A 15,045-nucleotide genomic window follows, 5' to 3' on the forward strand; every position below is an offset into this window, starting at 1 on the left:
TTAACGTAGAGGTCTATTACATATTGTCAGGGTTTGATGTGTAGGTTAAATTTTTTACTCGTGTAGAATCAAAACTATATGAATATTATTTTACAAACAAATCTCCATTCGAATTTCTAATTTTGCATTCTTTTATAATCAAAGCGCAAATACATTAGTTGTATCTGCGAACACGAAGCATTGAGCATGGCCAAATCTATAGATCAGTACGATCCCAAGAAATTTATCATTATCAAAGGCGCCCGGGTAAACAACCTTAAAAATCTGGATGTGGCCATCCCCAGAGATCAGTTGGTGGTTATTACCGGTCTGTCCGGATCAGGCAAATCTTCCCTGGCTTTCGACACGCTTTTTGCTGAGGGTCAGCGAAAGTATGTGGAAAGCCTCAGCTCCTATGCCCGCCAGTTTCTGGGTCGTATGGAGAAACCCGAGGTGGATTACATAAAAGGTGTGGCTCCGGCCATAGCTATCGAACAGAAAGTGTCCAGCCGGAACCCACGGTCTACGGTGGGTACTACCACGGAGATTTATGACTACATGAAGCTGCTATTCGCCCGGATCGGGATCACCTACTCTCCGGTAAGCTGTAAGGCAGTAAGAAAAGATAGTGTCACAGATGTGGTGGATTTTATGCTCCGCCATGAGGAGGGTGAAAAACTGATCATTTCTGCTCCGATGAATATTAAGAAAGGCCGCACGGTAGAGGAGGAGCTGAAAATTTTGCTCAGTAAAGGCTACACCAGGATTTTGCTGGATGGCGAAACGGCCTTCATTGAGGACTTACTCCAGACCAAGGTCACTAAGAAACATGCTTTTGAGATCTTGATAGACCGGGCGGTGGTGAAGAATGACGAGGAAAACCAGTTTAGACTGGCTGATTCTGTACAAACCGCTTTTTTTGAGGGAGAGGGACGCTGCAAAGTGAACATTGTAGGGAAAGAAACCAGGGAGTTTTCTGATATTTTCGAGCTGGACGGCATTCGGTTTGAAGAGCCCACGATCAATCTTTTTTCCTTTAACAACCCGTATGGAGCGTGCCGAAGGTGTGAAGGGTTTGGGAAAATTTTGGGTATCGATCCGGAGATGGTGATTCCGGATCCGAACCTTTCTGTTTATGAAGGAGCCATCGCTCCCTGGCGTGGAGAGACCATGCAAAAATGGAACGAGCCCCTGGTGAAGAACGGCATACGTTTTGATTTTCCTATTCACAGGGCAGTCAATGAGCTGACGGAGGCCGAACATGAGTTGCTATGGACAGGGAATGAATATTTCGAAGGGCTCAATGAGTTTTTCAAACACCTGGAATCAAAAACCCACAAGATTCAATACCGCGTCATGCTTTCCCGATACAGAGGAAGGACAGTGTGCCCGGACTGCCGTGGTACTCGCCTGCGCAAAGATGCGGGCTATGTGAAAATCAATGGTGCTTCCCTCACAGACCTGGTGCTGAAGCCAGTAGATCAACTGTCTGGCTTTTTTCAAAACCTTCAACTGACGGATCATCAACAAGCGGTGGCCAAAAGAATCCTGAGTGAAATTACCAACCGCCTTTCCTATCTGGAGAAAGTGGGGCTGGGTTACCTCTCGCTTAACAGGCTGACTAATACATTATCGGGTGGCGAGTTTCAGCGGATCAAACTAGCTACTTCACTGGGTAGTGCGCTTGTTGGGTCCATGTACATTTTGGATGAACCAAGCATTGGGCTTCACCCGAGAGATACAGACAGACTTATAGAGGTCTTACTTTCTCTCAAAAAACTGGGCAACTCTGTCATAGTGGTGGAGCATGAGGAGAAGGTGATGGAGGCGGCAGACCAAATCATCGATATCGGCCCTGCGGCAGGTGTACATGGAGGCGAGCTGGTCTATCAGGGGCGAATAGATCAGATGAATGGGCAGACCGATTCGTACACTGCCAAGTATCTGCGAGGTGATGAGAAAATAGAGCTGCCGACCAGAAGGAGAAAATGGAATCAGTCCCTGACCATAGAGAAAGCTCGTGAAAACAACCTCCGCAATATAAATGTGGAAATTCCGCTCGGGGTGATGACGGTGGTCACCGGGGTGAGTGGTTCAGGAAAGTCTACCCTGGTTAAGAAAATTTTATACCCTGCGATTGGCAAAATGCTTGGTGTGACCGGCGAAGCAACAGGCAAGCATGATAAAATCTCTGGCGACTACAAGCGGATAGATCAGATAGAGTTTGTAGATCAAAACCCGATAGGCAAGAGCTCCCGATCCAATCCTGTCACTTATGTGAAAGCATATGACGCCATCCGTCAGCTGTTTAGTGAGCTGCCACAGTCCAAAAACAATGGCTTCAAGCCGGCGCACTTCTCCTTTAATGTGGATGGTGGCCGATGTGAGGTATGTGAGGGAGAAGGCACGGTGAAAATAGAAATGCAGTTTATGGCGGACCTCAACCTGGAATGTGAAAACTGTAAAGGAAAGCGATTCAAAAAAGAGATCCTCGAAGTAAAGTACAAGGAGAAAGACATCTCTGAAATACTCGATCTGACCGTGGAGGAGGCCATTGAATTTTTTGATGACAAAGCAGCAATCGTGAATAAAATAAAGCCCCTTTTTGATGTGGGTCTGGGTTATGTGAAACTTGGACAGTCCTCCAGCTCCCTCAGCGGCGGGGAAGCTCAGCGGGTAAAACTGGCCTCCTTTCTGGGCAAGGGAGGGAACATCAAAAAAGACCATGTGATGTTCATCTTCGATGAGCCTACTACCGGCCTGCATTTTCATGATATCAAGAAGCTGCTCGATGCCCTTAATGCGCTGGTCAATGATGGTAACTCTGTTTTGATCATAGAGCACAATATGGAAATTGTGAAGAATGCTGATTGGATCATAGACCTGGGACCGGAGGGTGGTGAAAACGGAGGAAATCTCTGTTTTGCTGGTTTGCCGGAGGATATGGTTAAATTAGCCGAAAATCATACCGCGAGGTATCTGAAAGAGAAACTAACATCTTAAATGCACCCCAGCCCAGAGATGACTTTTTTAAGCATTTAAAAACAAAAGATTAAAACTGAAATGAGAAAGAACATTGCAGCGGGAAACTGGAAAATGAATTTGGACCTTGCCAGTGGAAAGAAACTGGCCTCAGAAGTCATCAACATGGTCAATGATGAGGTTCAGAATGATGCGGAGGTGATTTTGATCCCGCCATTTACCCACCTCACGGTGGTGAAGCAACTGATTGGGTCATCGACCAGCGTGCACCTGGGAGCACAGAACTGTAGCGATCAAAAAGGTGGCGCTTTTACAGGCGAAATCTCTACCGAAATGCTCCAGTCAGTGGGAGTGGAATATGTTGTGGTAGGTCACAGCGAGCGCAGAGAGATCTTTGGAGAAGACAATGCTTTGCTGGCCGCAAAAACCAAAGCGGTTTTGGCTCAGGGCCTGAAGCCCATTTATTGCTGTGGAGAGAAGCTCGAAACCAGAGAAGCCAATCAGCATTTTGACCTCAACAAAGCGCAAATAGAAGAGGGTTTATTTGACCTGTCTAAAGCAGACATCCAGAAAGTGGTGATCGCTTATGAGCCTGTGTGGGCCATTGGCACTGGAGTTACGGCATCATCCGATCAGGCGCAGGAAATGCACCAGTTCATCCGAGGACTTATTGCTGAAAAGTATGACCAGGAAACTGCGGATGGTATTTCCATTCTCTATGGTGGAAGTGTGAAGCCGGACAATGCCAAAGAACTATTCTCTCAGCCAGATGTGGATGGAGGACTTGTAGGCGGGGCCAGTTTGAAGTCGCGAGATTTTACTGACATTATTAAATCATTTTAATGAGTTTTATTACACTCAATATCACATGTAGTGAAGAAAAGAGAGAGCTTCTGATTGCAGAGCTCTCTCTTTTTCCTTTTGATGCTTTCGAAGAGACCGAGACCGGGTTATTGATTTCCTGCGAGGAGGCCGACTGGGAGGAGGAGCCTGTTTTTGCTGTACTAGCGAGGTACGAGGTGGAATGCAGGGTGGAGCGTGTGGAGAAGGTAAACTGGAATGAGGAGTGGGAAAAAAATTATGATCCCGTCATCGTTGAAGATCAGTGCATCGTTCGCGCCACATTTCATGAGCCACGACCGGACTTTCCATATGAGATAATCATCACACCCAAAATGTCTTTCGGCACGGGCCATCATGCCACGACTTATCAGGTACTGAAACACCAGCTGCAGCTGGATCACAAGGGAAAAAAGGTATTGGATGTGGGCTGTGGTACGGGAGCTCTGGCCATCATGGCCCATAAACGTGGTGCCACAGACATTACCGCGGTGGACATCGATGAGTGGTGCATTGAAAATAGTGAGGAGAATTTCTCGTTAAATGGATGCGATCATGTGAAGCTCTCTCTCGGCGGAATAGAAACCGTTCAGGAGAATGACCCTTTTGACATCATTCTGGCAAATATTAACAAAAATGTACTTCTCGATCAGATTGGGGCATATAGTGAACGCTTGAAAAACAAGGGCACTTTGGTGTTGAGTGGTTTTTACACAGAAGACATTGCTGACCTGATGGCGGAGGCCGGAAAATTTGGATTGGTGCATCAGGAGCAGACGGAGCGAAACCGATGGGCCATGTTGGCATTGAAAAAAGAATAATTCTCTAAGCATTTCTCTAAATTTATCATCATGAAGCGCCTAGGCCTGTTTGTTTTAATTGGAATGGCCCTCCTGTCGGAGGTTCAGGCACAGCGATCGTTTTCGGATGATAAGGCCACATTTTTTAATCAGGTAATGACCCGATTAAGGGCTTTGGATACAGAGCCAGCCCGAAAAGTGGCTTTCGATTTTAACAACGCCTGGACTGGCGCCTTCACTTCTGCCAATCAGGACATGATCCACTCAATTGCCCTTCAAATGGACAAAAAGGGCTATGGGTTCGATCCTTTTTTCTGGTACTATTTTAGTTACCTGGCGTTCGCCAATGCTCAGGCCAACCTTCCTTCCAGTGACATTGCTCAGGTTCTCAAGATCAATGACCAGATGGTGAAGACCATGAACAGGGAGGAATATCGCAACTTTCTCCTGGGCCTGAACATGTTTATGGCAAGGAGAATTATAGGCAAATCCAAAAATGTTTTAGCACTCACGGACAATGGCACGTTCCAGTTCAAGTTATTGGACGAATACATAGAGCCGGTGGAGCAGATCGAAGAGCCGATAGAGGAGAAAGAGCCCCTAAACCCTCCGGACAATAAAGGAAGTCTGTGGAGTGGGCCACAGAATGATGATTGGAATTCCGGACAGAATGATCCCTGGGCAGATGATGCTGATCCGTGGGATGACCAAAAGGATGACCCCTGGGCGGATGATGCTGACCCGTGGGCAGATGATGGGAAGTCCTCTTATGATGACAACTGGGTGGATAGCGAAAACGTCTGGGGCTATGACGACTCGGGAGAGGTATTTGAAGAAAAGGCAGACCGGCAATTTGTGGAAACCATCGCTCAGGATTATGTAGCGGGTCTTCAGGCGAAATACAGGCATCCCGCTCTGGAAGGTCCTGCCATTCAACTGGAGAACAACAGTATGCTCATCGTTACGCCTTATGATTCTATGAGGATTAAAGAAACAGACGGCACTTTTTTATTGAAAAATCGCGTATACGCAGGAGAGAATGCAGTGATTAACTGGCCGGCAGACAATAGAAATTTCAAGGGGGCTGTGGTAAACCTGGGTAAATTTTACATCCGTGCCGATCGTGCTGATTTCTGGTCGCCCAACGCCACACTAACGTTCCCAAAACTGTTTCAGGGTAGTGTAAGTGGGGCTTATGAATTCAAAAGCCAAACCCGAAAGCCCAACCAGCTCAGTAATTTCCCAAAGTTCACCTCAAATGAATCCAATATTGACCTGATCCTGCCCATGACGAATGTCAGGTACAGTGGAGGTATCGAAATCAGCGGAAACAGATTGTCCGGAGCTTCCGTTTCCAGAAGGCCCGGAAAACTGACCCTATTGGATGGCAAGGGTAATCAGGCTATACTCCGCAGTGAGCGGTTCGAATTTAGAGCCGACAGTGTGATCACTTCTGCCAGTGCCAGACTCACCATCAAGCACGGAAGCGATTCTCTTATTCACCCTTCTGTAGAGGTTTTCTACGATACCAAAACAAGAAAACTAGCTTTGCTCCGAACTAAGGAATACAACGTCACTCCTTTCGTGAGCAGCTATTTTCAGGTGAATGTGAATGCTCAGATCATTAATTGGGACATGAAAACCGATTCCATCAACTTTTCTATTCTCAATGGGAAGGATCTGATTCCCGTCACCATAGAGTCCAGGGACTTTTTCAGTCAGGAGCGGTTCAGTCGACTCAGTGCTGGCTTTCAGTTTCACCCGGTGATTACCAGCGTATTTTATGCCAATAAATTTAATACCCGTGAATTTGCGGATCAGGAGATCGCCAACCACTTCAATGTGCCCCTCAAGCAGGTAAGGGGAGCGATGAAGCTGCTGAAGCAATTTGGTTTTGCTAAGTACAATCCGGAGACAGGTCTGGTGCAATTGAACGATAAGGCTTTTCATTACCACGATGCCTCAGGTCAGAAGGTGGACTACGATAACCTGCTGATCCCATCTCTATCGCCGAACTTACCCAATGCTACCTGGAGACTGGACTCAGGCGATATGAAAGTAACGGGAGTCAGTCGTTTTTACTACACCTCAGATTTTAAGGTATATGCCGAACCAAAGGATCAGGTAATGACCCTTCTGAAAGGGCGCAATATCGAAATGGACGGCATGGTGAACGCCGGGGATTTTCAATACAAAGGAAAAGATTATCTCTTTGACTATGATCAGTTTTTGATCAACCTCCAGCAGGTGGATTCCATTCGGATTCAGATAGAGCTGCCGGATTCACTGAAGCAGGCAGGCCAGGAGAAGGTGTCTTTACAAAACCACCTCAACGAGACCTCTGGTACGCTGTACCTGGATGATCCGAGAAATAAATCAGGATTGAAATCCTCGGCGGCCTTTCCTGATTTTGTGTCAGAGTCTGATGCCATCGTATATTTTGATGGGCCCGAGGTGCTCAATGGAGCTTATGACAAGTCGGTGAAGTTTATTATCCCACCATTTGATTCAGATAGCCTCAGTAGCCAGGAAGCGATTCGATTTGATGGGACATTCAATTCAGGTGGTATTTTTCCCAATTTTGAAGAGACACTGAGCCTGCAACCGGATCAATCCTTGGGCTTTATCCATCAAATCCCACCAGAGGGATATACCCTTTATGGGACCACAGCGCGTACCTATGAGAATATCCGGCTGAGTAATCAGGGGATGCGAGGAAAGGGAAAGATTGATTTCATTACCTCCACCATTTATTCCAAGGACTTTGTCTATTATCCCGATTCTGTGGCGGCATATGGCACAGGAGGGGTTATCCGTCCGGGAGAGGCCAATGGCGCCAGTTATCCTGAAGCTGTACTAGGTCCCTACCGCATGCACTGGGAGCCCCGTATTGACAGTATGTTTCTGAGAAATATCCGTAAGCCCTTCAAGTTTTACAATGCAACAGCAGAACTGGATGGAGCGGTAAACATCACTTCAAGGGGTGTATATGGTGTGGGTACTATGCTGACCCGGGGATCCAGAGCCGTGTCTCAGGAACTCACCTTCAAGGAATTTTCCTATAGTGCCAGACATGCCAAGTTTGCCATTCTGACCAACAACCCAGACAAGCCCGCCATGGCGGGAGATGACATCCGCCTCAACTTTGATCTGAAAAACGGCACTGCCCTTATTCAACCGGAAAAGGCCGGGGTGGCAGCACTCTCTTTTCCTTATGCCCAAATGAGAACCTCCATTACCAATGCCGTTTGGAACCTGGATGATTCTACCGTGACGATGACCAAGCCTAAGAATGTGCCCATAGCAAGCTCTTACTTCTATACAACCAGAAAGGATCTGGATTCACTGGCATTCAATGCCGAGCAGGCTACCTATGATTTCAACAGCAGGGAGCTGAACGTGAAAGGAATCCCATATATCATCGTGGCTGATGCCAAAATCATTCCTGAGAATAATGAAACAACGATTCTCGAAAATTTTGAGCTGCAATCCTTCAATAATGCGGAGTTGATTATTGACACCCTGAATGCGTATCACTATCTCTATAATGGAGAGGTAAAGATTATCTCGAGAAATAAATTTATAGGGTCAGCCATGTACCGCCTGGTGTCAGGAGCAGACACTTTCGCCATCAAGTTTGATCAGTTTGTGCTGAGTGAGGTTTTTGTGGATGGCAAACCAAAACTCATGACAACATCTGGCGGAGAAGTGCTTGCAAAGGAGAACCTGATCATTGCCCCGGGTTTCTATTATAAGGGGGCTGCAAAGATGTTTGCTTACAAAAAAGCCCTGGAACTCAATGGCGCTGTGAAGCTGATGCTTTCTGATCCAGCGTATGACTATTGGATCCTTTTTGAGCGCAACGATAACAACCCCGAAATAGCCATAGACGTAGAAACAGCACTGTATGACAATGAAGACCCGGTTGTTGCTGGCCTTCAGTATGACCTCAGGGGTAGTTTGTACACCACTTTTTTAGCCGATAAGAAGAACGACTCGGATGAAGACTTCTTCAAGGCGAAGGGGATCCTTACTTACGATACCGCATCGTTGACCTATCGCATTGAGAAACCCTCAAAGACCCTGGGAGAAAGTTATGATGGACATACGCTGATCTATGATGACAAGACCAAGAACATCATTTTTGAAGGCCCGGTAAGTTTCTTTAGTCCATATGCTCAAAAAGTGAAGATTGAAGCCAGTGTGTTGGGAAATGGGAATGCAACCACCAACGAGTACAACATTGATGCGTTTCTGGCCATTACGCTGCAAAATTCGCAGACTTTTATGGATTTGATGTCTGAAGATCTGCTGGACATCATAGAAAGACTGGGTCCTCCACTGGCCAACGATATTTCCCTCGAACTGCTTTACAAGCTCGCCAATTTTACTTCTGACAGAGTGGCTAAGGCTTATGAAAAAGCCAGTTTGAAGGACTACAAACCTCTGTATACCTCTGCAGAAAACCTTGAAAAATCATTGGTCATTTCAGGAGTGAAAATGAAATGGTCTCAGGCGCACAAGTCCTTTTATAATACTACCAAGTTGGCCATCTCCAATATTTACGACAATGACGTGAACGCCAAACTGGATGGGTTTATTGAGATCAAAAAGGATGATTCTAACAATGATGCGATGAACATTTTCATTCAGGCGGCACCCGGCACCTGGTATTTTATCAGCTACGCTTCCAACAACCTGCTGATGTACTCTTCCAACAGTAAGTTTAATGATGAGGTGACGGCCAAGTCGAACTACGGAAAATCAAAACCCGGTGAGTTAGTGCTGGTGCTGGGAGATGAGAATGAGACTCTTTCATTCATTAATGATTTCCGTGAGAAATATTTCGGTATCACCGATCCTTATGACCTGGTATCTCCAGACGAAGTAAACCTGGACGATGAAACCTTTGATACCATAGAAGAGTCTGATGACGATGGTTTTGGCTTTTGATACAAGGCCTATATTTGCAGCTCGAATAATCAACAAAATAGATAACCCTAATGGACGCAATCCAACATTTTCAATCCAATAAAGAAAGATACCTAGAAGAACTGCTCGACCTCCTCAGGATCCCCTCTGTGAGTGCAGATTCCAAGTTTAAGGGCGATGTACGAAAGGCCGCAGAATTTATCAAAACAAAATTTGAAGAAGCTGGCGCAGATACAGTGGAGCTGGTGGAAACCCCGGGCCACCCCATTGTGTACGCCGAAAAGATCATTGATCCAAAGCTGCCTACGGTGTTGGTGTATGGCCACTACGACGTGCAGCCCGCAGACCCCTATGAGCTTTGGGATTCACCGCCTTTTGAGCCGGTGATCAAAAATGAGCGCATTTATGCACGTGGCGCTTGTGATGACAAAGGCCAGATGTACATGCATGTGAAGGCCTTTGAATCTTTGGTGAAGTCCGGATCCTTGCCCTGCAATGCCAAGTTTATGATAGAAGGAGAGGAGGAAGTGGGCTCGTCGCATCTGGAGACTTTCGTCAAAGAGAATAAAAAGAAGCTGGCTGCAGATGTGATTTTGATTTCAGATACCTCTATTATTAGCAATGAAACTCCGTCCATTACCGTAGGCCTGCGTGGCCTTAGCTATCTGGAAGTGGAAGTGACAGGCCCCAACAGAGATTTGCACTCGGGTGTATATGGTGGAGCAGTCGCCAACCCAATCAATGTCCTGTGTGATATGATCGCCAGCTTGCAGGATAAGGAGGGACACATCACCATTCCTGGTTTTTATGATAAGGTGGAGGACCTGAGTACCGAACAAAGATCCGAAATGGCCAAAGCGCCCTTCGACCTGGAGGCCTATAAGAAAGACCTGAAGATCAATGATGTGAAAGGAGAAAAGGGCTATTCTACCATAGAAAGAACCGGAATCAGACCTACTTTGGATGTGAACGGCATTTGGGGAGGATACATTGGTGAAGGCGCAAAGACTGTATTGCCATCCAAGGCCAATGCCAAGATTTCTATGAGGCTGGTACCGCATCAGGACAGTGATGAGATCACCGAAATTTTCACCAAACATTTTGAATCAATAGCTCCAAAATCCGTGAAGGTGAAAGTGACACCACACCACGGTGGAGAACCAGCCGTCATTTCTACTACCTCTCCAGCTTATCAGGCGGCCAGCAGGGCCTTTGAGGAGGCATGGGGTAAAAAGCCAATCCCAACGCGGGAAGGCGGAAGCATCCCGATTGTGGCGTTATTTCAAAAAGAACTGGCACTCGATCCTATATTAATGGGTTTTGGACTGGATTCGGATGCCATCCATTCACCCAACGAAAGCTATGGCCTGTTCAATTTTTACAAGGGCATAGAAACGATTTCGCATTTTTATCGGTTTTTCAGTGAACTAGAAAAATAGGACAGGCCCAAGCGGTTTGTAAAATGACTACTCAATGAGGAAAATATTGTTTTTGACAGCTGTGCTCTGGGGGAGTTTTTCTCAGGCACAGGTGCTCCACCCAGCTACCTGGAAGGTCTCAGTTTCACCATCAACACCCAATGCAGGAGAGGAGGTGATCATTTCTTTCGATGTGAAAATTGATGAAAAATGGTACCTCTATTCTAATGATTTCGACCCTGATCTGGGGCCGATGTTGGCGGAGTTTGTTTTTGAACCTCATGTCGGCTATGAGTTGGTGGGGGAAACACTCCCTATCAATCCGAAGCGTAAATATGACTCTCTTTGGGAGGGAGAAGTGAGCATCTTTTATGAAAAAGCGCGCTTTAGGCAAAAGGTCAAAATCCTTGATCCCGATTATGTGATCAAGGGTAGCTATGAGTATCAGGTGTGTACCGATGCTACTGGCAAATGTATTCCCGGCGATGGTGAGTTTGAATTCCGAGGAAGGAAAGCGGGGACAGCAGGAGCAAAAGAATCTACGGGGTTGCTCCAGAAGCGTGACTCCACGGATCCCTATTCGCTGCTTTCGTTTATGCTGGTGGCCTTTTTGGCCGGGTTGGCGGCCTTGCTCACACCTTGCGTCTTTCCCATGATTCCCATGACGGTCACCTACTTCACCGGCAAGGACAATCACAAAAAGGGGCGTCTGATCAATAGTTTCTTTTATGGATTCTGCATCATATTGATTTACTCCCTCATTGGGGCGGTTTTATCTCCTTTTATGGGGCCCGAGACTGCCAACGACCTGGCCACAGGCTGGCTACCCAATGTGTTGTTTTTTATCGTGTTTGTGGTTTTTGCGCTTTCCTTTTTTGGTTTGTTCGAAATCACCCTGCCGCATCGGTGGGTGAATAACGTGGATCAGCTGGGAGACAAAGGAGGGTTAATAGGCATATTCTTTATGGCACTCACACTCGTTTTGGTTTCCTTCTCCTGTACAGGTCCTATTGTCGGGAGCATTTTGGTGGAGTCTGCAGGAGGCCTTTCGCTCAAGCCAATACTTGGGATGTTTGCCTTTTCCGCAGCCTTTGCGATTCCTTTTTCACTATTTGCCCTTTTCCCCAATTGGCTGAAGTCGCTCCCCAAGTCGGGTGGCTGGCTGAATTCCGTTAAGGTGGTGCTGGGATTTCTGGAGCTGGCATTGGCCTTTAAGTTTTTGAGCATTGCCGACCAGGCGTACCACTGGGGGATTTTGGACAGAGAGATCTACCTGGCCATCTGGATTGTCATCTTCACGATGCTGGCGTTTTATCTGTTAGGAAAAATAAAGCTCCCAGGAGACAGTGAGTTAAAGACCGTATCAGTGTCCAGACTCATGCTGAGCATGGCCACTTTTGCGTTTGTGGCCTATCTTATCCCGGGCATGTTTGGCGCACCCCTGAAAGCGCTTGCAGGTTATCTGCCTCCGGTGTCCACGCACGATTTTGACCTGGTTAGCGAGATCAGGGATTCTGGTTTGCCACTGGATACCCCAAAGGGTTGCGAGGAACCACTATATGCTGATTTTCTTCATTGGCCTCATGGTCTCAGAGGATATTTTGATTACGATCAGGCGCTAGCCTGTGCGCAGAAAGTGAATAAGCCCGTATTCGTAGATTTCACTGGTCATGGGTGCGTGAACTGCCGTGAAATGGAGGCAAGGGTGTGGTCAGAACCGGCGGTGCTGAATCGACTCAGAGAGGATTTTGTCTTGTTGGCCCTTTATGTAGATGACAAGACAGAGCTTTCAGAAGACCAGTGGTATACGTCTGAGTATGATGGCAAGGTCAAGAAAACCATTGGTAAGCAGAATGCGGATTTTCAGATCACCAGGTATGGCAACAATGCCCAGCCCTATTATCTCATTCTTTCGCCTGACGGGACGATTCTTACGGAACCCAAGGCTTATGATTTAAATGTTGATAACTTTGTAGCGTTTTTGGAGCAGGGAAAGACTGCAATGTGAAACTGAGCGTTTGAGCGGATATGTCGAAGAAAATTGTATTTGGAATTGGTGTGGTGTTGGCCGTCATGTTGGTTTACTTCTACGGAAGTACAAATGAAGGCCTTGAGATTGAAACTATTTCCATAGAGGAGCCCGATTCTTTATTTCAGGAAATCCTTCCAGAGCCAACCCTCTTATACGGGATCGCCATTGACTCTTTTGATGTGTTTGAAGGCAAAGTAAAATGGAGCCAGAACATCTCTGAAATTCTTTCCAACTTTAATATATCCAGGGAAGATATCTACGCCCTGGCAAATGCCTCAAAGGGAGTTTTTGATGTGCGAAAGCTCAAAGCCGGATATCCATTTACCATTATTCATGAGCGGGATGAGCTGAAAACAGCACGTCAGTTCATCTTTGAGCCGGATCCTACTCAGTACGTCATTTTTAATCTTTCAGACTCCATTTATGTGCAGAGTGTAGCCAAGCCCGTGGTTCGCGAGGAGCGTGTACTCACGGCAAAAATCGAATCGAGTGTGTATGAAGCCGTGTTGGCTGAAGGTGCTTCTCCTCTTTTGGTGAATAAACTGGTAGATATTTTTGCCTGGCAGGTGGACTTTTTCCGAATCCAGAAAGGAGATGAGTTCAGGGTCATTTATGACCAGAGAAGTGTAGATGGAGAAGTGGTGAGCGTTGATAGAATATTGGGAGCCTACTTTAAGCATTTTGATAAAGAGTACTTTGCTGTATACTATAATCAGGAAGGACAGGAGGACTATTTTGATGAAGACGGTAACAGCCTCAGAAAGACTTTTCTAAGAGCGCCACTCAATTACTCCAGGATCAGCTCACGATACAGCCCACGCAGGTACCACCCTGTGCAGAAGCGCTACAAGGCACACCTGGGAACAGATTATGCTGCACCTGTGGGGACAGAAATTCGAAGTGTTGGAGATGGGGTGATTTTGGAGGCGAAGTACGGTCAGTACAACGGAAACTATGTCAAAGTGAAGCATAACAGTAACTATACTACACAGTACCTGCACATGTCCAAAATAGCCAAAGGGATACGGCCGGGAGTGACGGTAAAACAGGGTCAGACTATCGGCTATGTTGGTAGCACAGGGCTCGCCAATGGGCCTCACTTGTGTTTCAGGTTCTGGAAAAATGGGGTTCAGGTAGATGCCTTGAAAGTAGATTTACCTCCCTCAGAGCCTATTGACCCTAAAAAATTGAAGGACTTCCTGCACGTAAAAAATGTGATGATCAACAAATTAATGAAGATCAAGGAAGACTCTGCAAAGCCAATGCTTGCTCAGATACCGCTTTCTCAGAAGTGAGCAATACAGGTACAGGATTTTAATATTTAGATTTATTTCCGTTAATTTGGTTCAAAACCAAACCTAAAATCATGTACAGAACTTTACTGAGTCTGATTTTGATCTCCGCCGCACTCATATCCCAAGGTCAGGCCATTGATAAATATGTAAGGTTTAATGGGAAAGTACTCAGCCAAAAGGATTCCTCAGGCATCTCAGCGTCCATTTATTATGAAAAGCTGCCGTACTATGATGATATGGGTACAGCTAAGAGTGGGCCCCAGGGCAACTATGAATTCTATTTGATCAATGGAGACAAGTACAATTTTCGAATTACGCTCAATGGGTACTTAGAACTTACCCGTGAATTATCAATCAGCAATGCCAATGGCGACGGGTCTATGAATTATGACTTTTACCTGGAGCCAGAAGAAGAGCCTGAGCTGATCACCCTGAATAACCTGATCTTTGCCAGGGGGAGTGACGTGATCACCGAGAGTTCTTTTGAAGAACTGGACAACCTGGTAGAGTACCTCGATAGTAGACCTTCCCTCATTATCCAGCTGGAAGGGCATACCGATTTTGCAGGAAACCCAGAGGCCAATATGTCACTCTCGGAAGCCAGGGTTGTGGCTGTAAAAGAATACCTTGTGAGCAAGGGTGTAAAAAAGAACAGGGTTTTAACCAAAGCCTTTGGTGGTAGCCAACCACTTTATACTGAAAGGACCGATGAAGCGAAGACCAAGAATCGCCGGGTAGAAGTTCGTGTCATCAGTAGATAATACCAA

The 15,045-nt window shown here is 46.4% G+C and carries 8 protein-coding genes; all 8 read left to right on the forward strand.

Going from position 1 to position 15,045, the window contains the following annotated elements; all coding sequences use genetic code 11:
* The first annotated feature begins 186 nt into the window (after nt 1-186).
* The 8 genes from uvrA (at nt 187) to ACHKAR_RS10470 (ending at nt 15,039) form a co-directional block, all read left to right on the forward strand.
* On the forward strand, nt 187-2,982 hold the full coding sequence (gene uvrA, locus ACHKAR_RS10435) for an excinuclease ABC subunit UvrA (protein WP_395417376.1): 2,796 nt from the start codon (nt 187-189) through the stop codon (nt 2,980-2,982).
* 60 nt (nt 2,983-3,042) lie between these two features.
* A complete protein-coding gene (tpiA, locus tag ACHKAR_RS10440) occupies nt 3,043-3,804 on the forward strand; it encodes a triose-phosphate isomerase (RefSeq protein WP_395417377.1) in 762 nt (253 codons plus the stop codon).
* A complete protein-coding gene (gene prmA, locus ACHKAR_RS10445) occupies nt 3,804-4,622 on the forward strand; it encodes a 50S ribosomal protein L11 methyltransferase (RefSeq protein WP_395417378.1) in 819 nt (272 codons plus the stop codon). The genes tpiA and prmA overlap by 1 nt, the downstream gene beginning before the upstream one ends.
* A gap of 30 nt (nt 4,623-4,652) precedes the next feature.
* Nucleotides 4,653-9,554: a hypothetical protein gene (locus ACHKAR_RS10450; RefSeq protein WP_395417379.1), complete on the forward strand. Its 4,902-nt coding sequence runs from the start codon at nt 4,653-4,655 to the stop codon at nt 9,552-9,554.
* 50 nt (nt 9,555-9,604) lie between these two features.
* A complete protein-coding gene (locus ACHKAR_RS10455) occupies nt 9,605-10,972 on the forward strand; it encodes a dipeptidase (protein WP_395417380.1) in 1,368 nt (455 codons plus the stop codon).
* Between the two features lie 34 nt (nt 10,973-11,006).
* Nucleotides 11,007-12,959 carry a protein-disulfide reductase DsbD family protein gene (locus tag ACHKAR_RS10460; protein WP_395417381.1) on the forward strand — a complete coding sequence of 651 codons (1,953 nt, stop codon included), beginning with the start codon at nt 11,007-11,009 and terminating at the stop codon, nt 12,957-12,959.
* A gap of 20 nt (nt 12,960-12,979) precedes the next feature.
* Nucleotides 12,980-14,278 (forward strand): peptidoglycan DD-metalloendopeptidase family protein, encoded by a 1,299-nt coding sequence (locus ACHKAR_RS10465; protein WP_395417382.1) that lies wholly within the window; start codon nt 12,980-12,982, stop codon nt 14,276-14,278.
* Between the two features lie 71 nt (nt 14,279-14,349).
* Entirely contained in the window at nt 14,350-15,039 is a 690-nt protein-coding gene (locus ACHKAR_RS10470) for an OmpA family protein (protein WP_395417383.1), read from the forward strand.
* The last annotated feature ends 6 nt before the right edge of the window (nt 15,040-15,045 follow it).

Source organism: Marinoscillum luteum (assembly GCF_044005705.1).
GTDB classification, from domain to species: domain Bacteria; phylum Bacteroidota; class Bacteroidia; order Cytophagales; family Cyclobacteriaceae; genus Marinoscillum; species Marinoscillum luteum.